The organism is Myceligenerans indicum (genome assembly GCF_016742955.1).
Taxonomy (GTDB): domain Bacteria; phylum Actinomycetota; class Actinomycetes; order Actinomycetales; family Cellulomonadaceae; genus Myceligenerans; species Myceligenerans indicum.
This window is the reverse complement of record NZ_JABBYC010000023.1, coordinates 39,204-63,085: the sequence shown is the minus strand read 5'-3', so window position 1 is coordinate 63,085 and position 23,882 is coordinate 39,204. Positions and strand designations below refer to the sequence as shown.

Here is a 23,882-nt window from a genome sequence, read left to right as displayed (position 1 = left end):
AGATGTGTATAAGAGACAGCCCCGGCCGCGCCCCCGGCGGGCTCCCCCGTCGTCGAACAATCGGATGGTGTGCAGCAGGTCGGCGACAGAACGCACACGACGTCCGTCCGGAACGGGGACGGGGAACCCGGGCGGCGGTCGGACGTGGCGGGGACGGTGGGTCACTCCGGCGGGATCGTGGCCGTCTCGAACGTGGGGGACGACGAGTTCTGGACCGGTCACCCGTTCGCGCAGGCCAACCTCTACGCCTACGGCCGGCTGGCCTGGGACCCCGCCGCTGACCCGGTCGCGCTGCTCGACGAGTGGATCGCGCTGACGTTCCCGGGCGCGCCGGACGCCGTCGCCGGCGCGCTGCACGAGATCCTCGACCAGTCCTGGGAGACGTACGAGCGGTACACCTCGCCGCTCGGAGTCGGCTTCATGGTGCGTCCTGGCCTGCACTACGGCCCGGACGTGGACGGCTACGAGTACACCCCCTGGGGCACCTACCACTTCGCGGACCGCGACGGGATCGGCGTGGACCGGACGGTGGCGACCGGGACGGGGTACGCGGGCCTGTACCCGGAGCCGTGGGCCTCGGTCTACGAGTCGGCCGAGACCTGTCCCGACGAGCTGCTGCTGTTCTTCCACCACGTCCCGTACACGCACGTGCTGCACTCGGGAAAGACGGTGATCCAGCACATCTACGACACCCACTTCGAGGGGGTGCAACGGGTCGAAGGCTTCGTGGCCGCCTGGGAGAGCGTCCGCCGGACGGTTTCCGACGACGGCGCGCCGCGCCTTGCCGACCGCGTGACCGAGCGACTGGCGGAGCAACTGCGCTCGTCGATCGAGTGGCGCGACCAGATCAACACCTACTTCTTCCGGAAGTCGGGGGTCCCGGACGCGCACGGCCGCACCATCCACTGAAATGTAGGTGGCGGTTTCCAAGGGGCAGGGTGAGGCCCCGCTCGGCGTTGGCGTCGCGTGGGACCTCGTCCTGTCCCGCGTCGTGGCGCCGGCCGGCGGCTCGTCGACCGGCAACGCGCCGACCGTGGCTGCCGGCCACACTGAATCGCTTCAGTCCGTCGTCCCCCGGCGCGCGGCGGGCCAGGCTGAGCGTCGCGGGTCCCTCCGGCCCGGCCGAGCCCGACCGGGCGCCCTCGGGCGCCGGCACGGCTCCGCACCAGCTCGTCTTCTGCGAGGACGTGAACATGCGACCAGATCGAACGCGAAAGATCCTGCTCGTCGGCATGGCGGCGGCCGCACTCACCGCCGGGGCGCTGCCCGTGCTCGGCCCGGTCCCGGCCGCCGCCGACGGCAGTTGCCAGGTCGACTACGACGTCGTGAACGGCTGGGACGGCGGCTTCCAGGCCGACATCAGCATCACGGCAGGCAACCGGGTCGACGGCTGGGACATCTCCTGGGACTTCCCCGCCGACACCGCCGTCACCAGCGCCTGGAACGTGGACTGGAACCAGACCGGCACCACGTTCACAGGCTCCGACGTCGGCTGGAACGCGCGGATCGGCGCCGGCGAGACCGTCCGCGTGTTCGGCTTCGTGGGCTCCGGGAGCACTGTGACGCCGGAGGGGATCTCCGTCAACGGCACGCTCTGCGACGGGCAGACGCCTCCCACGCCGGACCCGACGCCCAGCCCCACGCCGACCGACCCGCCGACCGACCCGCCCGGCGACCCGGTCCGGATCATGCCGCTCGGCGACTCGATCACCGGCAGCCCCGGCTGCTGGCGCGGGAACCTCTGGCAGCTCGTCACCGACGCCGGGTACGACGTCGACTTCGTGGGCTCCCAGTACGCGGGCTGCGCCCCGGCGGGTGCCGACCTGGACCACGAGGGCCACGGCGGCGCCCTGGTCACGAACGTGGTCGCGAGCGGGGAGACCCGCACCTGGCTGGAGCAGAACACGCCGGACGTGGTGCTGCTGCACTTCGGCACCAACGACGTCTGGTCGAACGTCCCGCCGAGCCAGATCCTCGACGCCTACTCCTCGATCGTGGCGGACCTGCGTGAGCTCAACCCGGACGCCACCGTTCTGGCCGCCCAGATCATCCCGCTCGAACCGGACGCCTCCTTCGGCTGTACCGACTGCGCGCAACGGGCCGTGAACCTCAACGCGCAGATCCCGGCGTGGGCGGCGAGCCTGTCGACCGCGGAGTCGCCGATCGTCGTCGTCGACCAGTGGACCGGCTTCGACGCCTCCAACGACGCCTACGACGGCGTGCACCCGAACGACTCGGGGAACGTGAAGATCGCGGCACGCTGGTTCGACGCCCTCGACGACGTGCTGAGCTGACTCCGGTGGGCCGTGGGCCGATCCCGGTCCGCGCTCAGGGGACGGCGCTCAGCGGACGGCACTCAGGGGACGGCTCGGGGGACGGCTCGGGGGACGCCTCGGGGGACGGCTCGGTCTCCGGCCCGAGGGCCGGAGCGCCGCGGTCGAGCACGCCGGCCCTCGGGCCGGAGACCGCGGCGAAGGCCCGGAAGAGCGACACCCGGCCGAGGCCGCGCCGGGGAACCCGGTCCGTGGGGGAGACGGACGGACCGGGCTCCCCGGCGCGGTGCCGGTCAGCGGGCCGTGCAGGCCACCGGGAGGGACGACGGCGCGGCGCCGTTCCCGACGAACCCGTACTCGGTCGAGCCGCCCTGGGCCAGGGTGCCGTTCCAGCCGGCGTCGGACGCCGTCACCCGGGACCCGGACACGCCGAACGTGGCGTTCCAGCCGTTCGCCAGGCGCGCCTGCCCGAGGTCGAACGACGTGGTCCAACCGGACAGCGGCGCGTCGCCTGCGGTGACCCGCACGGTGGCGTGGAAGCCGCTGCCCCAGTCGCTGTGGACGGTCAGCTCCGCCATACAGGCGTCAGTGACCACCTCGCCCCCGTCATCGGCCATGTCGGCGGCCCAGGAGGCGAACCAGCCGAGCGGCGCGTTCCAGTTGATCGTCATCTCGTTGGTGGACCACGAGCCGACGTCGTCGATGTAGCAGAACTGCGGGGCGCAGCCCTGCAGCTTCTCCTGCGCGACCGGGTCCTGGATCGCCGAGTTCGGGCCGCCGGCCATCATGCCGTCCGGGTGCGGAGGCAGCCGGTCGGCCGAGGCCATCCACCGGTTGTGCATGTTCTCGCTGAACTGCGTCCCGTAGCCCTTGACGTAGGAGTTGTTCAGCGCGTTGCGCCCCAGGACGTAGTCGAACGTCTCCAGGGCCGCGTCCCGGTAGCGCTCGTCGCCCGTCAGGTCGAACGCGGTCGCGATGATGACGGCGTTGTTGAGGATCTGGTGGTTCGAGCCCCAGTCGTAGTCGCCGGGGTGATAGGCCTGGCCGAACGGCTCGGCCTCCTGGGTGGCGACGTGCCGGTCGGCTCCCTCGATCACGGAGGCGACGACGTCGTCCCGGCCGGGCAGGTCGCTGGGTACGGTGGCCAGGTCGAGCCGGGCCGCGGCGGCGGTGAAGCCCCAGTCGAAGCCGGTGGCGCGCCAGATGTCCTCGTCGGCCCCACCCACGTGGTACGGCGAGGACAGCACGGCGTCGGCGTACTCGTCCTCGCCGGTGGTGAGGAAGAGCTGCGCGGCTGCCCAGTAGAACTCGTCGCCCAGGCCGGCGTCGTTGTAGGGCCCGCCTCCGGGGTTGGGGTCCAGGCTGTTCGTGTCGGGGGCGATGATGTCCGGATGCGCGGACGCCGCGTCCCAGGCCCGGCGCGCCGCGGCGAGCAGGTCGTCCGCGTAGGCCTGGTCGTACTCCGCGTACAGCCGGGCACCCTGCGCGGCGGCGGCGGCCAGGTTCAGCGTGGCGGCCGTCGAGGGCCGGTGCACGTACCGCGGCATGGGATCCTCGCCGGGCAGGAGGTTCAGGCCGGTCCAGGCGATGTCGTGCAGCTTGTGGTGCACCAGGCCGCCGGCGTCGTACTCCTCGCCGTCGATGGTCATCTCCACGCCGTCGGGCACCTGCATCCGGAGCATCCAGTCGAGGTTGTGCCGCACCTCGTCGAGGATGTCCGGCACGCCGTTGTCCCGTTCGGGGATGACGAGGGTGGAGTCGCCGAGCGCCCCGTCGGTGACGACGTCGGCGTGCAAGGTCCGTTCGTAGGCGGACAGCAGCTGGTAGACGGAGATCCCCGAGTTCACGACGTACTTGCCGTGGTCACCGGCGTCGTACCAGCCGCCGGTGCCGTCGACGGTGTAGCCCTCGGGGCAGACCCAGCCGTTCTCGCCGTAGTGGTCGTCGGCGCCCAGCTGCGCGTTGCCGTTGTCGTCGACGGCGCCCTCGGGCGGCAGGCAGGGCACGTTCAGGTCACCCTGGTTGACGTCGTCACCGCCGAACTCGGACACATGCCCGGCAGGGCGGGCGTACTCGGTCTTCAGCTGTTCGCCGTCGACCTCCACCGGCACGATCTCCTCGCCGGAGCGTTGCGTGTAGTAGATGCCGAGGGAGTCGGCGCGCAGCTGGTCGTAGACCGTCGAGCTGATCTCGAAGGGGTACGACTCCTCGCCGTCGGCGGCGAGCACGAACCCGCTGCCGGTCGCCTCGACGCCGGAGAAGTCGATCGTGTGCACGTTCAGGCCCGCCGACGGATCCGTGCCCCGGGGCGTCGTCTCGCCCGCGGCGACCGCCGCATCGTCGGCGTCGCGCAGCTCCCACGCGACCGGCGACGTCGCGTCGGTGACGAGCGTGGCGTTCTTCGGGCCGTCGGGCAGGTATCCCACCTGGTTCACCCGCATCCGGGGCCCGGTCTCGGGCTCGTACTCCTCGACCTGCCCGCCCGTGAGCAGCGACACCTGGTCCAGGCAGAGCTCGAAGTCCTCGGCGTTGCCGCCGAGCTGGAGCTGTACCTCGCTGTCGGCACCGGCCGCGACGTCGAAGGCCTCGGTGAAGATCTGCCCGTCGGCCCGGAGCGTGATGTCCGCGTAGTAGAGCGGCGGCCAGTCCGTCTCGGGGTCGGGCACCACGACACGGGCGGACGCCTCGGGGGAGGCGGAGGCCGCGACACTGAGGGTGTAGGTGTCGCCCGCGACGACGGGGACCCCGCCCTGCCCGACGATCACGTCCCACTGGTTGCCACCACCGGGGACGACACCACACCAGGTGCCGTCCTCCGACTCGGTGAACTCGACGCCGCCGGCCACCCACCAGGGGTCCATGGTGCCGTCGAAGGTGGGATTGGTGAGAATCTCGGTGCCGTCCTCGGCCTGTGCCGCGACGGGTGCGAGCACCACGCCCGCAAGGGCGAGTGCCGCCGCTGCCGCGACCGCAGGACGACGGCGTTGCTGTCTGGTCTTCACGCTGACTCCTCGATGAGAGCGCTTCCAAGGGCGCCGTCACACTAGCCTCGCCCGACAGGGCGAACCACCCCGGAGGTCGGGGTGATTCGTTTAGGTGGCCGGGGTCCGGGTCGGCGAGGCACCGGGTGCGGGCCCGTGCCCGGCTACCGCGACGGCGGAGCCGTGGACTCCCGCAGCACCAGCTCCGTGGCGAGATTGAGCCGGGCCACCGCCGGCACCTGACCGGCCGCCATCTCGAAGAGCATCCGGGTCGCGGCGGCACCCATCTCCGTCAGCGGCTGGCGGACCGTGGTCAGGGGCGGCCCCACCCAGGAGGCGAGCGGGAGGTCGTCGTACCCCACCACCGACACGTCGCGGGGCACGTTCAGGCCCAGTTCCTGCGCCGCCCGCAGCACGCCGATCGCCTGCATGTCCGAGCCGGCGAAGATCGCCGTCGGACGGTCGGGCCGGGACAGCATCCGCAGGCCGTACTCGTAGCCGGCCTCCACGTAGAAGTTGCCGTTGACCACGAGCGACAGGTCATGGGCGACGCCGGCCTCGTCGTGCGCGGACCGGAACCCGTCGACCCGCGCCCTGCTGCACAGCATGTCACTCGGTCCGGTGATGCACGCGATCCTACGGTGACCCAGCCCGAGCAGGTGGCGCGTGGCGAGCAGGCCGCCGTTCCAGCTGTCCGAGCCCACGGAGGGCACGTCCGGCGGGGGCTCACCGTCGGTGTCGATCACGACGTACGGGATCGAGCGACGGTCGAGCTGCTGGTGCTGGGCGTCGGTGAGGTTCGCCGCAACGAGGAGCACGCCGAGCGGGGGACGCGTCATGGTCATGTCGAGCCAGTCCTGCGGGGGACGGTGTTCCCCGCCGAGCTCGGACAGGATCACGCTGGTGCGGTGCGCGGCGGCGGCAACCTCCACCCCGCGGATGATCTCCATCGACCATGCGGAGCCGAGCCGGTGGAAGACCAGGTCGATCAGCCCCGAGGCGGTGGGTGCGGGCGCCGCGCGCCGCCGGCGGTACTGATGCTTCTCCAGGGCGGCCTCGACCCGGGCGCGGGTCGCGGCGGCCACGTCGGCCCGCCCGTTCAGCACCTTCGACACCGTGGGAACCGACACCCCGACCTCGCGGGCGATGGTGGCGATGGTCGGACCGGCTGCCCCGGACGCTGCCATCGCCCCGGAGTCTGTACGGGCCATCTCGGACGGCACCTCTTTCGGACGGGGATCGCGCAACTTTCGGAATGACGGTACACCAGTCCGCCACCCGGATTTGCCGAACCTATGCTGAATTGTGACCCACAGCGGACACCCTGAGCCTTGACGCGGCAACCGCTGTCCGCCTACTGTCCCGTCCAATGCCTTCTTCTATCGGCGCAGATGCCGATAGTTTCGAAAAACGTTATCCACGATGATGTGGTGCGAGTCTCCAGAAAGGAGGCGCACGTCACACCGTTGTGACCGGAGGGATCGATGGCACCAGACACCGGGACGGCCGAGGCCTCCCCGCCAACCCGCGGAGGGGAACTGGCGGCCGACACGCCGGACGCAGTGCTCGGCGGAAGGTCACGCCCGCCGCAGCCGCTGCGCGACAAGGACACCTGGGCACGCGCGCTGCGCAAGGACTGGCGGCTCTACACCTTCCTGATCCTGCCGATCATCTACCTGCTGATCTTCCGGTACACGCCGATGGCGGGGAACGTCGTCGCGTTCCGCCGGTTCCGGCCGGGCAGCTCGATGTTCGGCGACGAGTGGGTCGGGCTCTACTACTTCCAGGCGTTCATCCAGGACCCGAAGTTCTGGGAGGTGTTCCTGAACACCGTGATCCTGGGAGCGCTGACCCTGATCGTCGTGTTCCCGCTGCCGATCGTGCTGGCACTGATGCTCAACGAGCTGCGCTCACGACGGTTCAAGAAGTTCGCGCAGACCATCACCTACCTGCCGCACTTCATGTCGATGGTGATCGTGGCCGGGTTCGTGTTCGAGCTCACCGCGGTCAACGGGACGATCAACCAGGTCGTCTCCGGCCTGGGCAACGACCCCATCCCGTTCATGCAGAAGGCCGAGTGGTTCCGGCAGATCTACGTCTCCTCGGAGATCTGGCAGACCGTCGGGTTCGGCACGATCCTGTACCTCGCCGCGCTGACCACGATCGACGACCAGCTCTACGAGGCCGCGCGGATCGACGGAGCCAACCGCTGGCAGCAGACCTGGCACATCACGCTGCCCGGGATCCGTCCCACGATCGTCGTGCTGCTCATCCTGAACATCGGCACGTTCATGGCGGTCGGGTTCGAGAAGGTGCTGCTGCTGTACAACCCCCTGACGTACCCGACGGCGGACGTCATCGCGACCTACCTGTACCGCGTCGGCATCAACAGCGGGTCGTTCTCGTACGCGGCCGCCATCGGCCTGTTCGAGGCCGTGATCGGCCTGGTCCTCGTCCTTTCCGCGAACCTGATCGCGAAGCGCACGGTTGGAGCTTCCCTGTGGTGACCACCGACGTCGTCCCCGACATCTCCCGCGTCCGGGACGTTCCCCGGACCGTCAAGGACACCGCGAGCTACCGGGTGTTCCGGGTCGTCAACGTCACCGTGCTGGTGATCGTCTGCGCCGTGACCCTGTACCCGTTCGTGAACCTGGCCGCGAAGGCGTTCAGCTCGCAGGGCTACATCATGGCCGGGCAGGTCAACCTGTGGCCGCGCGGCTTCAACCTGACCACCCTGGACTGGCTGGCGCACCAGGAGCGCTTCTGGACGGGGTACGGGAACACGATCATCCAGACCGTGGGTGGCACGACGATCGCGATGGTGCTGACCACCACCATGGCCTACGCCCTGGCCAAGAAGCATCTCAAGGGGCGCGGGATCGTGATCGGGATGGTCGTGGTCACCATGTTCTTCAACGGTGGCCTCATCCCGAACTACCTGCTGATCACGAACCTCGGGTTCAAGAACACGGTCTGGGCGATCATCGTCCCGAACGCGATCAGCGCGTTCAACCTGCTGGTGATGAAGGCGTTCTTCGAGAACTTTCCCGCCGAGCTCGAGGAGGCGGCGGCGATCGACGGAATGACGACCTACGGGATCTTCTTCCGGATCGTGCTGCCGCTGTCCAAGGCCGTCATCGCGACGATGATCCTGTTCTACGCGGTCTTCTTCTGGAACTCCTGGTTCCCCGCGATGCTCTACCTGAGCGACGCGGACCTCCAGCCGGTCACCCTCTACCTGCGCAACCTGCTGGCAGGCGCCTCGGGCGCCGGACGGGAGGCTGGCATGGAGGAGGTCCAGATCGGATCGAACCTCAAGGCGGTGACGATGCTGCTGACGGTCGTCCCGATCATCGCCGTGTACCCGTTCGTCCAGAAGTACTTCGTGACCGGCGTGATGCTCGGCTCGGTCAAGGGCTGAGGCACCTGTACGGCGCGGGCCGGGCAGCGATGCCCCCGCGCGCGCCGGCACCTCGACGCCGGGCGGTCGCTCGCCCGGTAGAAAACGATTCACTCGTGTGCGTCATGAACGACGTCGTTCAGAACGAAGGAGAACAATGAGAATCACACGACACAAGGCCGTCGCGGCGTCCGCCGCGGCCGCGATGACCGTCACGCTCACCGCGTGCGGCAGCGGAGGCGGCGACGAGGCAGACCTCAACGGCGAGATCGACATGGCCTCGCAGGTCGGCTACATGGAGGACTTCGAGGCCGGAACCAGCTTCACGGCGACGGACCCCGTGGAGTTCAGCATGCTGTACCGCGATCACCCGAACTACCCGTTCCAGGAGGACTGGCCGATCCTTCAGCATCTGAAGGACAACCAGAACGTCACGTTCGACTTCGAGAACGTGCCGCTCGAGGACATGAAGCAGCGTCGCTCCGTGCTCATCTCCTCGGGCGAGGCCCCCGAGATCATGCCCGTCACCTACCCGGGAGACGAGGCACCGTTCGTCAGCGGCGGCGCGCTGCTGCCGATCTCCGACTACGTGCAGTACATGCCCAACTTCGAGCAGAAGGTCGAGGAGTGGGGTTTGGGGGCGGAGATCGACGCCCAGAAGCAGGAGGACGGCAAGTACTACATGATCCCGGGGATCCACCAGGTCACCATCCCGGGCGCCTACACCGTGGCGATCCGCAAGGACCTGTGGGACGACGCCGGCCTGTCGGAGCCGGCCACCTGGGACGAGTTCGCCGACCAGCTGAAGGTCATCAAGCAGAAGAACCCGGACCTCGACTACCCCATGACGGACCGCTGGTCCATCAACGGTCCGATCGAGGCCACCATCTCCGCCGCGGCGCCGAACTTCGGCACCGTCGCCGGCTGGGGCTACGGCCTGGGACTCCAGTGGGACCAGGACGAGGGCGTGTACGAGTACGCCGGCGGTTCCGACGAGTACAAGTCCCTGGTGGGGTACTTCGCGGGTCTGGTCGCCGACGGCCTGCTCGACCCGGAGGCCCTCACCCAGGAGGACGACCAGGCCGAGCAGAAGTTCGCGTCCGGCAAGGCCGCCGCCATCGGCGCCAACGACCAGGTCATCCTCGAGTACCGCGACGCCTTCAAGGAGATCGGCGACGACACGTCCGAGGTCGAGCTGCTCACCGTCCCGGGCGGGCCGGCCGGTGACTACATCGCCGGTGGCTCACGCCGCGAGTCCGGCCTGATGTTCTCGGCGCAGGCGGCGCAGTCCGACCACTTCCTCGCGATGCTGCAGTTCGTCGACTGGCTCTACTACTCCGACGAGGGCATGGAGTTCGCCAAGTGGGGCATGGAGGGCGAGACCTTCGACCGGGACGGCGACAAGCGCGTCCTGCACGACGACATCACGTGGGGCGCGCTCAACCCCGGCGCGCCCAAGCTGCTGAACAGTGACTTCGGGTACTACAACGGAGTCTTCTCGCTGGCGCACGGTTCCACCGAGGACCTCGACATGTCGATGCGCAGCGAGGAGGCGGTCAAGTACATCGACGCCATGAACGCCACGAAGGAGGAGCTGGAGATCCCGCCCGCCGTCGCCTACGACGAGATGGAGCAGGAGCAGGCAGGGCTGCAGCAGACCACGCTGCAGGACATGACCTTCCAGGCCACCGCCCAGTTCATCCTCGGCGACCGCTCGATGGACGACTGGGACACCTTCGTCGCCGAGCTCGAAGGGGCCGGCATGCAGGAGTACGTCGACCGCGCGAACGCCGCGGCGGGCGTCACGGGGTGACCCGTCCCTCCCCGGCCCGCCGGGACGGTCCGGTCGCCCCCTGACCGAACCGTCCCGGCGGGCCCCGGCCGCCGAGGCAGCGGCGCGTCCCTCGCGGATGCCGCCGCCCCGGCGCCGATCACCGGCACCGCGCGCCTCCCCGCACCGCCCCTGCGCCGCGACCGCAGCACACCGCATCTGACCACCGCAGTGCATCCGGCACTGGTACTCGGCGCCCTCTCCGGCGCCGATTTGAGGAGAACCATCACGTGAACCGCACCGTCGTGCCCGCCGACCCCGTCGGACCCCTCGGCGACGCCTGGCGGGCGTGCGTCGGGACCGGGCGCTTCAACCTCGCCCTGCGGCAGGACTACCAGGAAGCCCTCGCGCTGGTGCAGCGCGACATCGGCTTCCGGTACATCCGCGGGCACGGTCTGCTGTCCGACGACGTCGGCGTCCACCGCCCGTACGACGAGGCCGGCCACCGCGGCACCCGCTATGCCTTCACCTATGTCGACCAGGTGGTCGACGCCTACCTCAGCCTCGGCATCAAGCCCTTCCTGGAACTCGGGTTCATGCCGGAGTCGCTGGCGTCGGGCCCGGACACGGTGTTCTGGTGGCAGGGCAACATCACTCCGCCGCGGGACCACGCCGAGTGGGCCCGCCTGGTTCAGGCGGTGCTACGACACCTCGTCGACCGCTACGGCCTGGAGGAGGTCCGCACCTGGCCCGTGGAGGTGTGGAACGAGCCCAACCTCGACGTGTTCTGGAAGAACGCGGACCAGGAGGCCTACTTCCGCCTGTACGAGGTGACGGCACGCGCGATCAAGGACGTGGACGCCTCCCTGCAGGTCGGCGGCCCGGCCATCTCCCCCGGCTCGGACGACTGGTGGGAGCCGTTCGCCGAGTTCGTCACCGCACGCGATGTGCCCGTCGACTTCACGTCGGTGCACGCCTACGCGACCGGCCCGGCCCAGCACGTGCCGTTCGGCGTCTACCAGACGCTCAAGCCGCCGCAGAACCTGCTCGACCAGTTCGCCCGTCCGCGGGAACTGCTGGCCGGCACCCCGCTCGCGGACCTCCCGCTGCACGTCTCGGAGTTCAACTCCTCCTACCGCCCCGACAACCCCATCCACGACACCGCCTACAACGCCGCCTATCTCGCACCCGTCCTCGCCGGGGGCGGCGAGCTCGTGGACTCCTTCTCCTACTGGACCTTCAGCGACGTCTTCGAGGAGACGGGGATCCCGGTCTCGATCCTCCACGGCGGCTTCGGCATGCTGAGCCACCGCGGGCTCAAGAAGCCCACCTACCATCTGTACGCCTTCATGGCACGGATGGGCGGCGAGGTGCTGGCCCGCGGCGTGGACCACCTCGTCTCCCGCGATCCCGCGTCCGGCCGGACGACGGTGCTCGCCTGGCAGCCGGTCGGCGGGACGGACGCCCCGGACTCACCGGACCGCCACGAGATACGCCTCAGCGTCCCGGTGTCGTGGCCGACGCCGGGGGCGGGAGGGAGAACGTCGTCGTGGCAGGAACTGCAGGTCTCGGCCGCCGGATCCGGACGCGTGTTCCTCCTGCGTCATGACGTCGACGTCGAGCACGGCAACGTCTGGCACGCCTGGGGTGAGATGGGGCGCCCCGCCTCGCCGTCGTCCCGGCAGCTCGACCTGCTGCGCGAGGCCTCCGAACCGCGTCGCGGCGCCTCCTCGGCACCGATCCGTCCCGGGGACGACGGCGTCGGGCGCGTGGACCTGGACCTCACGCTCGGGCGGCACGGCGTGACCCTGGTCGAGCTCGATCCGGTCAGCGACGAGACCCCGGCGTGGATCGACGACACCCGCGTCCTCGGACGATGATCGCGCGGCTCCAGAGGCTCCCACCAGTTCTCGAGGTCCCGCCGAGGACGCCCGGCCGGTGCGGCCGACGGGCGGGGCGGGTCGCACCGGCGGCAGCGACGCCTACCGCACCCGGCAACGCGGACGGGACCACCACGACCAGGAGGCATTTCGGATGAGCACGCAGGAGCGCACGGCGCCGGACGGGGCCACCGCGCACGATCGTCCCCGGCTCCGGAGGACAGGAACGGCGACGCAGCTCGTCGTCGACGGCGAGCCGTTCCCCGTCCGCGGGGGCGAACTCGGCAACTCCAGCTTCGAGCACGCCTTTCTCGGCGACCACTGGACGACGTTCCAGGACATGGCGCTGAACACGGTCGTGGCTCCGGTGTCCTGGGAGCTCGTGGAGCCGGCCGAGGGCGCCTTCGACTGGTGGAGCGTGGACGAGCTGCTCGACGACGCCCGCTCCCACGGGATGCGGCTGGTGCTGCTGTGGTTCGGCAGCTGGAAGAACAGCATGTCGAGCTACGTACCGGGCTGGGTGAAGACGGACACCGCGCGGTTCCCGCGCGCCCGGGACGCCCACGGACGGGCGTTGGAGATCCTCACACCGTTCGCCCCGGCGAACCGGGACGCGGACGCGCGCGCGTTCGCGGCTCTCATGGCGCACCTCGCCGACGTCGACCGGCAGCACACCGTCGTCATGGTGCAGGTCGAGAACGAGGTCGGGATGATCCCCGAGGCACGGGACCGCTGCGCCGCGGCGGAGGCGGCGTTCGCGGAACCGTTGCCCGGCGGGCTGGTCGCCTACCTCGACGAACACCTCGCGACACTGGCTCCGGGGCTGCGGGAGCAGTGGGCCGACGTCGTCCGCCGGCGCGACACCGGGACGGTGGACGACACCGGCACGGGGGTGCGGGACGATGCCGCAGCGGCATCGGTCACGGAGACCTGGGCCGAGGTGTTCGGCGCCGGCGACGGGACCGACGAGCTGTTCACGGCGTGGCACCTCGCGCGGTACGTCGAAGCCGTCACGGCGGCCGGGAAGGCGGAGCTCGACCTGCCGATGTACACCAACGCCGCGCTGATCCGGGCCTCGCACACACCCGGGCAGTACCCGAGCGGCGGGCCCCTGCCGCACCTGATCGACGTGTGGCGGGCCGGGGCGCCGTCGCTGGACTTCCTCGCGCCCGACATCTACTTTCCCGACTTCGCCGGATGGGCCGAGCGGTACACCCGCGGCGGGAACCCGCTGTTCGTCCCTGAGGCTCTGCGCTCCGTCGATGCTGCCGCCAACGCGCTGTACGCCTTCGGCGCGCACGAGGCGATCGGCTTCTGCGTGTTCGGCGTCGAGACGATGGAGGAGCTGCCCGCGCGGCTGCTGGGCGGTGCGTTCGACGTGGTCCGGCAGCTCACGCCACTGCTCACCGCGCACGCGGGCCGTGGCACGACGCTCGGCCTGCTGCAGCCCGGCCCGGAGCAGCGTGCCCCGCACCGCCACCGGCTCGAGGACGTCCTGGTCGAGGCGACCTACGAGCGGGTCGAGTCCGCGAGCCTCGCCGACGGCGTCATCAACGAGTCCGGCGACCGCGCCCGCGACACCACGACGCTGCCTGCCGGCGCGATCGTCGTCCGCACCGGACCGGACGAGCTCGTTCTCGGTGGCATCGGCGTGACCGTCACGTTCGCCTCCCACGAGCCGGCGGAGACGGTCGGCATCCTGTCCTGCGAGGAGGGCCATTTCGACGACGGCGAGTGGCATCACCTGCGGTGGCTCAACGGTGACCAGACCCACCAGGGCCGCCACGTCCGCCTGGAGCCGGGCCGCATGACGGTACAACGGGTCCGGCTCTACCGATACCGGTGACAGTGGTGCGGGGGCGCGTTGATGACAGTTCGATCACGTGCGGTTCCATCTCGATAACGTGCCACTATTCGCCCAGTCCCTCGTCAGCATATCGGGCTATCGTGCACGAACGTTGCGACTCAGAAGGCGGGATCAGGGGGACATGAGCAGGGAAGGGGACCAGCGGTCGGCACCGGGCGAGAGATTCGGGGCAGGGCCGCTCACACGCGTGACGAATGCCGTCTACTGGTATCTCGTGACGGGTGCGCTGATGATCCTGGCCGCATTGCCGAGTGCCTTGCCGATCCGCTTCCTGGAGAGTTCTCCGGGGAACGCGCCGGTCCTCGCACTGTGCCTGGCACCGCTGGCGCCCGCGTTCACGGCGGGCCTGTTCGCACTCCGCGACCGACAACACGCCGAGGCGCTGACCCCGGCTCGTTCGTTCTTCCGAGGCTATCGGCTGAACTGGGCGGACGCGTTGCGCATGGCGCTTCCCGGGCTGGTCTTCGTCGCGATCGGCGGGCTCGGTGCCGGCGTCGTCGGTGACGGCGGCGCACTGGCAGGCGACGGCGTGAGCATCCTCGCCGCCGTGCCCGAGGTGTACCTGGGGCTGCTGATCGTGATCGGGGTGCTCGTGGCGCTCTGGACGATGAACGCGATGGTCATCTCCGCACTCTTCAGCTTCCGGATGCAGGACGTCGCGCGGCTCGCGGCCTACTACCTTTTCGCCAACTGGCGGGTGACGCTCGGCGCGCTGTCTCTGGTGGTGCTCGGGGCGGCGATCCTGATGCTGGCCGGGGACGTCGTGTTCGGCGCCGTCGGGGTGCTCTGGACGGCCGCGGTGCTGCGCAACCACCAGGCGATGGCGCGCGACGTCGAGTCACGGTTCACGGTGCCCGCGAGCGACTGAGCCTCGGCGCGCAACCGGCGGTTTCCACCCTGGCGGCGCGGCAAGATGTCGGTTCTTTACGGCATGTGCCATCGTGGAGGGATGGCGCAGACGCAGGGTGTCAGCCTCACCTACCGCTACCTGCGGGTGGGAATCGTGGCGATGGTGCTGGCGCTCTTCGCCGCGCTGGCGTTGCAGATCTCGACGGACCACGCGGCTGCCGCACCCGGGCAGGAGTGGTGGTTGAGTGCGATCAGCACCTACTTCTACACGCCCGTGCAGAGCATCTTCGTCGGTGTGCTCGTCGGGGTCGGGCTCTGCCTGATCGCGATCAAGGGCCGCAGCGGTGGCGAGGACGTCCTGCTGAACTTCGCCGGGATGCTGGCGTTCCTGACGGCCGTGGTTCCGACGCCCCTGAGACCCGACGCCTGCGCCGGAGAACCGTACTGCCTGGAGGTCTCGGAGCGCGTGGCGAACAACGTCGGAGCCCTCCTGATCGCCGGAACTGCCGTGCTCGTGCTCGCGACCTGGCCGCGACGCCGTGACCTGCTGCGCAGCGAGGGCTGGGACCTGTGGGCGACCTGGCTCGCCGGGGTCGCAGTCGCCGCCTGGCACCTGGCGTGGCCGGTGTCCTTCGTGGGCTGGGCCCACTATGTCGCGGCCGCGCTGCTGTTCGGGTGCCTGATCGCCGTCGCGTGGGTGAACGGGCGGGACACGTCGGTGACGAGCGGACCGGACGAACGGACCCGGGGAATGAGCCAGGCAGGATATCGCCGGGCCTACCGTGCCATCGCGGTCACGATGCTGACGGTCCTGGTCGTCGGGCTCGCGGGATACTTCGGGGTCCGGGCGACGGACGGGACTCTCCCCGCCCAGTCGGTCTTCCTGGTGGAGGCCTTGCTGCTCCTGGCCTTCGCCGTGTTCTGGGTACTCCAGACGATCGAGTTCTGGGAGATCGGCCTCCCGGCCAAGGCGCGGGCCTGAGCCGTCGCGGCGCCTCGGCCGGCTCCGTCTGCTCGTGGGGACGCCGTGCGGCCGACGACATGGCGTGCCGTCGACGCCGCCCTCGCGCGGCGGGTGGGACGGCGAGAGGGCGCCGGGGGAAGTCCCCGGCGCCCTCTCGGCCGTCCCGTGTCGGCTAGTGCGTCACGCGCCCGCGATCATCTCGCCCGACGGCGGGAGGTCGCGCGGCGCCAGGCCGGCGCCCGCGGGGACCGACTGGGTCTCCGCCTCGGCCGGCTTGCGACGACGCCCGCGGGTCACGCCCTTGAACGTGAACTCGCCGAGGATGCCCTCTCCCTCGCCGTCGACCTGCACGGTCTGACCCGACTTGAGCTCGCCGAACAGGATCTTCTCGGACAGGGTGTCCTCGATCTCCCGCTGGATCGCCCGCTTGAGCGGCCGCGCACCGAGCACCGGGTCGTAGCCCTTCTCGGCGAGCAGCTTCTTGGCGGCCGGGGTGAGCTCGATGCCCATGTCCTTGTCGCGCAGGCGGTTGTCCAGCTTCGCGATCTCCAGGTCGACGATCTGGATGATCTCGTCCTGGGTGAGCTGCGGGAACACCACCGTGTCGTCGACACGGTTGAGGAACTCCGGCCGGAAGTGCTGCTTGAGCTCCTCGTTGACCTTGGCCTTCATGCGCTCGTACGAGGTCACCAGGTCGCCGCCGGCGTTGAAGCCGGTCTGCACGCCCTTGGCGATGTCCCTCGTCCCGAGGTTCGTGGTCATGATGATCACGGTGTTCTTGAAGTCCACGACACGACCCTGCGAGTCGGTGAGACGTCCGTCCTCCAGCACCTGCAGCAGCGAGTTGAAGATGTCCGCGTGGGCCTTCTCCACCTCGTCGAACAGGACCACGGAGAACGGCCGGCGCCGCACCTTCTCGGTGAGCTGGCCACCCTCGTCGTAGCCCACGTATCCCGGCGGGGAACCGAACAGCCGCGAGACCGTGTGCTTCTCCGAGAACTCCGACATGTCGAGCTGGATGAGCGCGTCCTCGTCCCCGAACAGGAACTCGGCCAGGGCCTTCGCCAGCTCGGTCTTCCCGACGCCGGTGGGACCGGCGAAGATGAACGAGCCACCAGGACGCTTCGGGTCCTTCAGGCCCGCCCGCGTACGGCGGATCGCCTGCGACAGCGCCTTGATCGCGGTCTCCTGACCGACGACGCGCTTGTGCAGCTCCTCCTCCATCTTGAGCAGACGCGAGGACTCCTCCTCGTTGAGCTTCACCACCGGGATGCCCGTGGACATCGCCAGCACCTCGGCGATCAGCTCCTCGTCGACCTCCGCGACCGTGTCGAGGTCACCCGACTTCCAGGCCTTCTCCTTCTCGGCCCGGACCTGGGTGAGCTGCTTCTCCTTGTCACGCAGGCCTGCGGCCTTCTCGAAGTCCTGCGCGTCGATCGCGGACTCCTTGTCCCGGCGCGCGTCGGCGATCTCCTCGTCGAGCTGCTTGAGCTCCGGCGGCGCCGTCATGCGGCGGATCCGCAGGCGGGCACCGGCCTCGTCGATCAGGTCGATCGCCTTGTCCGGCAGGAAGCGGTCGTTGATGTAGCGGTCCGCGAGCGTCGCGGCCGAGGCGAGCGCCTGGTCCGTGATGGACACGCGGTGGTGCGCCTCGTAACGGTCCCGCAGGCCCTTGAGGATCTCGATCGCGTGCTCCAGCGACGGCTCGGCGACCTGGATCGGCTGGAAGCGGCGCTCCAGCGCGGGGTCCTTCTCGACGTACTTGCGGTACTCGTCGAGCGTGGTGGCACCGATGGTCTGGAGCTCGCCCCTCGCCAGCATGGGCTTGAGGATCGACGCGGCGTCGATCGCGCCCTCGGCCGCACCCGCACCGACGAGGGTGTGGATCTCGTCGATGAACAGGATGATGTCGCCACGGGTGCGGATCTCCTTGAGCACCTTCTTCAGGCGCTCCTCGAAGTCACCGCGGTAGCGCGATCCGGCCACGAGCGCGCCCAGGTCCAGCGTGTACAGCTGCTTGTCCTTGAGCGTCTCGGGCACGTCGCCGCGCACGATGTCCTGGGCGAGGCCCTCGACGACGGCCGTCTTGCCGACGCCGGGCTCACCGATCAGCACGGGGTTGTTCTTGGTGCGTCGGGACAGCACCTGCATGACCCGCTCGATCTCCTGGGAGCGGCCGATGACCGGGTCCAGCTTGCCCTCGCGACCGGCCTGGGTGAGGTTGCGCCCGAACTGGTCGAGGACGGCCGAGCCCGCGGGCTGGCCCTCCGTGGGGCCGCCGGCGGAGACCGGCTCCTTGCCCTGGTAACCGGACAGCAGCTGGATCACCTGCTGGCGCACCTTGTTCAGGTCGGCACCCATCTTGGTCAGCACCTGGGCCGCCACACCTTCGCCCTCACGGATGAGGCCGAGCAGGATGTGCTCGGTGCCGATGTAGTTGTGGCCGAGCTGCAGCGCCTCGCGCAGGGACAGCTCCAGCACCTTCTTGGCGCGCGGCGTGAACGGGATGTGCCCGCTCGGCGCCTGCTGGCCCTCACCAATGATCTCGGTGACCTGCGTCCGCACGCCGTCCAGGGAGATCCCGAGCGACTCGAGCGCCTTGGCAGCCACTCCCTCACCCTCGTGGATGAGGCCGAGGAGGATGTGCTCGGTCCCGATGTAGTTGTGGTTGAGCATCCTCGCCTCTTCCTGCGCGAGGACAACGACCCGGCGGGCCCTATCCGTAAATCTCTCGAACATGATCAGCTCCTCACACGGGCGGCGTTGCCGCGTCCCTTGGGTGGGGACCCGGCGGACGACACAACCTGACTGCTGTCGACTCTATGTGCTCACAACGACACGGCGGACCCACATGTGCCCATGTTCGCCAGGGGCGTGACGCCAGGGGGCAAAGACTCCCTCAAGCCACGTCGACACGCCGTGGTCCGCCCGTCCGGCGGCGTGTCGACCACAAGAGATCGTTGACCGTTCGCGCGTGGCACGGCAGGCTCGCACCTAAGCCGAGCCCAGGAGGAACCATGCCGGAGGACACCGGCCGCACACCCGAGTGGGAACAGATCGTCGCGCGCTTCGCACGCTTCTCCGGCGTCGTCGGCGAGGTCCATGATCCCCTCACCTGGGGCCTGGACCTGGTCGACGAGGAGATCACCGGGGCGGCGGACCCCGGCGACCCCACCGAGGAGCGTTTCGTCCGCGGCTACCGTTCCGTGGCCGGCGAGGCCCTCGAGGTGGAGACACTGCGTGTGGCCGCGCCGCACGACCAGGTCGACGACATCGTGCGAGCGGCGTGCAGCGGCGCCCTCGCGGCACCGCTGCACGCGGACATCGACCCGGACTCCGCCGACCTGCCCCCGGACCCGATCGACTTCGCCGAGGCCTATCAGGACTACCGCACGGCCATGCGCGCCATCGTCGCCGAGGTCGACGAGGTGCCGAGCGTGGCGGTGGACTTCCTGGTCGACGGGCACACGTGTGCCGGGACGGCGGTCACGGTGCGCGACGTCGCGGCGATCTACGCGCCGGCCGCGGACCGCGCACTCGTGGTCACGGGCCCGGCAGGCCTCGTGGACCGCATCGACGTGGTGACCCGCCCGATCCGCAACCTGAAGCACGGCGACGACGGCCCGCACTTCTGACCCGCGGGCCGGCGCCGCTCAGAGACCGAGGTCGAAGTCCGGCCCGCCGATCTCGTCGAACGTGATGCTGTGGCCCCGCAGGTAGGTCTCCAGGTAGGGCGAGGCCGCCCCGGCCGTGGGGATGTCGCCGGCCGGGTCGGCCAGCTCCAGCTCCAGCACCGCGTCCGAGACCGTGACCGTCTCGCCCGACGGGGTTGCCCACCAGCCGCCGTCCACGATCGATCCCACCTGCACGGCGACGCTGTGCCCCGCGCCGAGCGTCCAGTCGGTCGACTTCAGGTCGAAGGAGACCCGGCCCGGCCCGTCCAGCAGCGCGACGTTCTCGTCGAACATCACCGCATCGCCGCTGGGCGCGACGTCGAACAGCCTGACCATCACGTTGCCCGGAGCCGATGCCGTCAGGCCGACCGACGGGGTTCCCGTGACGCGGGTCGGGCCGTCCACCGGCGACGACCACACGACGTACGCCGACGCGGGCCGGGTCTTCCCGCCCCGGCCCGGCCCACGCTCCGCCCCCAGGCGGGCGGCGTTCTCGTCGGCCGACGTGAGCCCGATCGCGGGCGGGGCGTTCTCCATGTCCCACCGCCCCACGTCACGCGCCGGGTCCCGCTCCGCCGAGGACGTGGCGGTGGGTGACGACCCGCCCCGCCATCCGCCGTCGTCCACGAAGACCCCGTCCGGGAGTGCGGCACGGACAGTGCGGTCGGACACGGGCCACGACGGCTGCGTGCGCCACGAGCCGGTGCTGTCCTCGATCGCGTAGGCCGGGTCCGGCACGGTCGGTCCGACGTCCTTGAGGTACTCGTCGTAGAAGCGCATGACCTCGTCGAACCAGCCTTCACGGCCCATGGCCAGGCGGCCGTCGCTCACGGTGTCGTTCCCGCGCACGTGGTCCCACTGCCCGAGCCAGCCGCGTTGCGGCCCGCCGTGGTTGTCGAGGTACTGCTGGATGTCCTCGGGCTTCGTGTTGGGCTCGACGAAGCCCTGGGTCACGAACAGCGGCGTGTCGCTGCCGGCGGCGAGGGCGGCGAGGTCGCGTGCGGCCCAGTAGTCCGATGCCGGGTCCGGGTCCTGGTTGTTCTCCAGGTTGTCCGCGAGGCATTCCGGGTGCGAGTCCTCGTAGCGGGCGTTGGCCCGGTAGCGGGCGTCGTCGTCGCTCATGGGGTCGAGGGTGGCGATGCCGTTGTACGCCTGGGGCGTGCCCTGGGCGTTCGGCCGCGGGACGCCGTTCGAGTAGAGGTAGTTGTACATGTCCCAGACGGGTTCCTGGGCGACGACGGCGCGCAGCTCGGGCAGGCGGAGGTTGTTGCCCACCAGGCCGGTCACGGCGTCGTACGACTTGCCGTACATGCCGACCTTGCCGTTGGACCACGGCTGCGCTGCCGACCACTCGATCGCGGCACCGACGTCCGCCTGCTCGCCGGGGCCGACCCAGTCGAGACAGCCGGTGCTGCCGCCGAAGCCTCGCAGGTCGACCATGACCCAGGTGTAGCCCTCGGCGAACACGTCGGCGCCGTCGAGGAAGTCGTCGAACCTCTCGGAGGGCCCGGCCACGTCGAAGCCGTCGTCGCCCACCTGTCCGGCGTGGGCGAAGTAGGGGCCCACCGCGAGGATCACGGGCGTGGGTTCGTCCTCCCGCAGGCCTGCGGGACGGAGGACGTCGGCATGCAGTTCCACCCCGTCGGTCGACGGGAAGTAGTGCTGCGTCCACACGGCGCCCTCGGGCACCCGGGGGTTCTCGTCGTGGGTGACGGGGGCTTCGTCCGGCGACATCGCCGGGCCGGGCCCCGCCGGTCCGGCCGGGCCGGCGGCCGCGGGGGCCACGAACGCCGTCGTACCGATCATGACTCCCGCCGCGGCGGCGGCAAGCTTGGGCACACGCATCGATCCTCCTGAATGGTGGGGATGCCAGTGATGTTACGTATGTCCGAAGCTGGGGATGTTGCGAGGGGGTTAATTTTCACCCACCCGGTGGCGGAAACCGGTCACCGTCCGGCCGTCGGGGTGGTCCGGGACGATGCCGGCCAGGGGGTACCGCCCTTCTCCGGCCCGGTGGCCGCCCTGGCGAGGTCGCGAGCACCCCGCCCGGGAAGGTACGCCCGGCTACTTCCCGCCCGCCGGTTCCGCCGGATAGTCCGCAGGCTTCTTGCCGAGTTCGACGGCGATCTCGTGGCGCTGCGCGAGGACCTCCTCACGCTCCTCGTCCCGCTGGCGCAGGGCGTCCTGCTGCAGCTCGGGCGACAGGTGGTCCCAGTAGAGCGTCCCGTCGAGGTGTTGCGTCTCGTGGATGAACGCGCGGGCCAGGAAGCCGGTCCCGGTCAGCTGCACCGGGGCGCCGTCGCGGTCCACGCCACGGACCGTCGCGGCGCCGGGGCGCCGGAGCGGCTCATAGGCGCCCGGGACCGACAGGCAGCCCTCGTCCTCCTCGATGGGCTCGGCGTCCGGGTCTGTCTCGAGCTGCGCGTTCACGACGTGGCCGACGTGCCGGTCCCCGCGCTCGTCCGTCACGTCGTAGACGAACACGCGCAGGTCGGAACCCACCTGCGTGGCCGCGAGGCCGACGCCCTGGGCCACCTCCATCGTGGCGAACATGTCGTCGACGAGCCGGTTCAGCTCGGGGGTGGAGAACTCCGTGACCTTGCGGGTCGGGCTGTGCAGCACCGGCTCACCGATCTCCGTGATCCGCAGGACACGGCCGCGGTGCGCCTCGGGCGCCTGCGCCGGGTAGTCGTCGACCGGCTCACCGAGCAGGTAGGTGACGGGCTTGCGTCGTCCGAAGCTCCACATGGTGGACGAGCGTAGTCGGCGAGGGCGGATGGTTCCTCGCGGGCCGTGCGACAGGCGATGCGGAAAGCTGCCCCGCCCCCGCCCCGCGGCCCGTCAGGCGCCGGCCGGATCCCCGTGACGGACGCGGCGGATCAGCAGCGACATGAGCGCAGCACCGGCGCACAGCACACCCGCGCCGTACCAGACCAGGTCGTAGGACCCCGTGAGGTCCCGGGCCAAGCCGCCGAGCCAGGTGACAACGCCCGCGCCGACCTGATGGGACGCCAGCACCCACCCGAAGACGACAGGAGCCTCCTCGCCGTAGATCTCACGGCACAGGGCCAGCGTGGGCGGGACGGTGGCGACCCAGTCCAGCCCGTAGAACACGATGAAGAGGACCATCGGCGGCTCCACCTGCGGTGCCATGAGCGCCGGGAGGAAGAGCAGCGCCACGCCGCGCAGCGTGTAGTACACGCCGAGCAGGGCCCGCGGGGAGAACCGGTCGGTGAGCCAGCCGGAGCCGACCGTCCCGACGACGTCGACCACACCGATCACCGCCAGGAGGGAGGCCGCCACCGTGACGGGCATCCCGTGGTCATGCGCGGACGGCACGAAATGGGTGCGCACGAGGCCGTTCGTCGTCGCGCCGCAGATCGCGAAAGCTCCCGCGAGCAGCCAGAACACCGGTGTGCGCGCCGCACGGAACAGCGCGGTCAGAGTGCGCAGGGCGACGCCGCGCCGGGCCGGCGGCCTGGGGACGAACTCGTCACCACCGTAGGGCGCGAGCCCGACGTCGGCCGGGTGGTCCCGCAGCAGGAGCAGCACCAGGGGCATGACGAGCGCGCACGACAGCGCCACGGCGGTCGACGCCGCACGCCAGCCCTGGTTCTCCACCAGCCAGGCGAGCAGGGGCAGGAAGACGAGCTGGCCGGACGCGGTCGCCGCCGTCAGCACGCCGCTGACCAGTCCTCGGCGCTTGGAGAACCAGCGTTGTGTGACAGTCGCCGTGAAGGCCAGCGCCAAGGAGCCGCTGCCCAGGCCCACCATGACACCCCAGGTGAGAACGAAGTGCCAGGGCTCGGTCATCCAGATCGTGGCGAACGCGCCGATCGCGATGATCGTGAGTGCCGTGGCCACCACGGGACGGATCCCGAAGCGGTCCATGAGTGCGGCGGCGAACGGTGCCGTGATCCCGTACAGCACGAGCTGGACGGAGAGGCCCATGCCGATGGTGGAGCGGGACCAGCCGAAGTCGGCGTGCAGGGGATCGACCAGGAGACCTGGTGCCGCGGCGAAGGCCGCCGCGCCCAGGATCGTGAGGAAGCTGACCAGGGCGACCCACCAGGCCGGGTGAACCCGTGGAGAGGTGCGATACCGGCGATCCGGTCGGCGGGGCGGGTCCGGCCGCGTAGCCGGGGCGGGGGTGCCGGTCTGTGTCATGGCCTCAGCCTGCGGTGCCGGTAGGGCTCCAGCCAGTGGCCTGATGGTCGTATGCC

Annotated in this window: 16 protein-coding genes; 10 read left to right on the top strand and 6 right to left on the bottom strand. The window is 70.2% G+C overall.

What is annotated here, in order from left to right; all coding sequences use genetic code 11:
• Nucleotides 1–144 precede the first annotated feature (144 nt).
• Both HGK34_RS13180 and HGK34_RS13175 read left to right on the top strand, forming a co-directional pair.
• Nucleotides 145–909: a hypothetical protein gene (locus HGK34_RS13180; RefSeq protein WP_307815947.1), complete on the top strand. Its 765-nt coding sequence runs from the start codon at nucleotides 145–147 to the stop codon at nucleotides 907–909.
• 284 nt (nucleotides 910–1,193) lie between these two features.
• On the top strand, nucleotides 1,194–2,294 hold the full coding sequence (locus HGK34_RS13175) for a cellulose binding domain-containing protein (protein ID WP_201848019.1): 1,101 nt from the start codon (nucleotides 1,194–1,196) through the stop codon (nucleotides 2,292–2,294).
• A 272-nt stretch (nucleotides 2,295–2,566) separates the two neighbouring features.
• On the opposite strand, the gene HGK34_RS13170 is transcribed toward HGK34_RS13175, so the two are convergent.
• Both HGK34_RS13170 and HGK34_RS13165 read right to left on the bottom strand, forming a co-directional pair.
• Nucleotides 2,567–5,275 (bottom strand): glycoside hydrolase family 9 protein, encoded by a 2,709-nt coding sequence (locus tag HGK34_RS13170; RefSeq protein ID WP_201848017.1) that lies wholly within the window; start codon nucleotides 5,273–5,275, stop codon nucleotides 2,567–2,569.
• A gap of 143 nt (nucleotides 5,276–5,418) precedes the next feature.
• Nucleotides 5,419–6,465 (bottom strand): LacI family DNA-binding transcriptional regulator, encoded by a 1,047-nt coding sequence (locus tag HGK34_RS13165; protein WP_244666695.1) that lies wholly within the window; start codon nucleotides 6,463–6,465, stop codon nucleotides 5,419–5,421.
• A gap of 273 nt (nucleotides 6,466–6,738) precedes the next feature.
• Between HGK34_RS13165 and HGK34_RS13160 the strand changes: the two genes are divergently transcribed.
• The 7 genes from HGK34_RS13160 to HGK34_RS13130 all read left to right on the top strand — a co-directional run bounded on the left by HGK34_RS13160 (nucleotide 6,739) and on the right by HGK34_RS13130 (nucleotide 16,003).
• Nucleotides 6,739–7,761 (top strand): ABC transporter permease, encoded by a 1,023-nt coding sequence (locus HGK34_RS13160; RefSeq protein WP_201848015.1) that lies wholly within the window; start codon nucleotides 6,739–6,741, stop codon nucleotides 7,759–7,761.
• Entirely contained in the window at nucleotides 7,755–8,675 is a 921-nt protein-coding gene (locus HGK34_RS13155) for a carbohydrate ABC transporter permease (protein ID WP_201848013.1), read from the top strand. The genes HGK34_RS13160 and HGK34_RS13155 overlap by 7 nt, the downstream gene beginning before the upstream one ends.
• A gap of 136 nt (nucleotides 8,676–8,811) precedes the next feature.
• The gene (locus tag HGK34_RS13150) at nucleotides 8,812–10,467 is read left to right on the top strand and encodes an ABC transporter substrate-binding protein (RefSeq protein WP_201848011.1); all 1,656 of its coding nucleotides are present in this window, start codon (nucleotides 8,812–8,814) and stop codon (nucleotides 10,465–10,467) included.
• 248 nt (nucleotides 10,468–10,715) lie between these two features.
• Complete coding sequence (locus HGK34_RS13145; protein ID WP_201848009.1) at nucleotides 10,716–12,305, top strand: GH39 family glycosyl hydrolase; 1,590 nt, start codon at nucleotides 10,716–10,718, stop codon at nucleotides 12,303–12,305.
• A gap of 154 nt (nucleotides 12,306–12,459) precedes the next feature.
• The gene (locus HGK34_RS13140; RefSeq protein WP_201848007.1) at nucleotides 12,460–14,151 is read left to right on the top strand and encodes a DUF5597 domain-containing protein; all 1,692 of its coding nucleotides are present in this window, start codon (nucleotides 12,460–12,462) and stop codon (nucleotides 14,149–14,151) included.
• Between the two features lie 142 nt (nucleotides 14,152–14,293).
• The gene (locus tag HGK34_RS13135) at nucleotides 14,294–15,040 is read left to right on the top strand and encodes a DUF624 domain-containing protein (RefSeq protein WP_201848005.1); all 747 of its coding nucleotides are present in this window, start codon (nucleotides 14,294–14,296) and stop codon (nucleotides 15,038–15,040) included.
• A gap of 81 nt (nucleotides 15,041–15,121) precedes the next feature.
• Nucleotides 15,122–16,003 carry a hypothetical protein gene (locus tag HGK34_RS13130; protein ID WP_201848003.1) on the top strand — a complete coding sequence of 294 codons (882 nt, stop codon included), beginning with the start codon at nucleotides 15,122–15,124 and terminating at the stop codon, nucleotides 16,001–16,003.
• A gap of 162 nt (nucleotides 16,004–16,165) precedes the next feature.
• Here the strand turns inward: HGK34_RS13130 and HGK34_RS13125 are convergent, their stop codons facing one another.
• A complete protein-coding gene (locus HGK34_RS13125) occupies nucleotides 16,166–18,724 on the bottom strand; it encodes an ATP-dependent Clp protease ATP-binding subunit (RefSeq protein WP_201848001.1) in 2,559 nt (852 codons plus the stop codon).
• A 278-nt stretch (nucleotides 18,725–19,002) separates the two neighbouring features.
• Here HGK34_RS13125 and HGK34_RS13120 point away from each other — a divergent pair, with 278 nt between their 5' ends.
• Nucleotides 19,003–19,620: a hypothetical protein gene (locus tag HGK34_RS13120; RefSeq protein ID WP_201847999.1), complete on the top strand. Its 618-nt coding sequence runs from the start codon at nucleotides 19,003–19,005 to the stop codon at nucleotides 19,618–19,620.
• A gap of 18 nt (nucleotides 19,621–19,638) precedes the next feature.
• Here the strand turns inward: HGK34_RS13120 and HGK34_RS13115 are convergent, their stop codons facing one another.
• The 3 genes from HGK34_RS13115 to HGK34_RS13105 form a co-directional block, all read right to left on the bottom strand.
• Nucleotides 19,639–21,504 (bottom strand): CocE/NonD family hydrolase, encoded by a 1,866-nt coding sequence (locus HGK34_RS13115; RefSeq protein WP_201847997.1) that lies wholly within the window; start codon nucleotides 21,502–21,504, stop codon nucleotides 19,639–19,641.
• A gap of 219 nt (nucleotides 21,505–21,723) precedes the next feature.
• Nucleotides 21,724–22,407 (bottom strand): peptide deformylase, encoded by a 684-nt coding sequence (gene def / locus HGK34_RS13110; protein ID WP_201847995.1) that lies wholly within the window; start codon nucleotides 22,405–22,407, stop codon nucleotides 21,724–21,726.
• A gap of 93 nt (nucleotides 22,408–22,500) precedes the next feature.
• On the bottom strand, nucleotides 22,501–23,826 hold the full coding sequence (locus HGK34_RS13105; protein ID WP_201847993.1) for an MFS transporter: 1,326 nt from the start codon (nucleotides 23,824–23,826) through the stop codon (nucleotides 22,501–22,503).
• Between the last annotated feature and the right edge of the window lie 56 nt (nucleotides 23,827–23,882).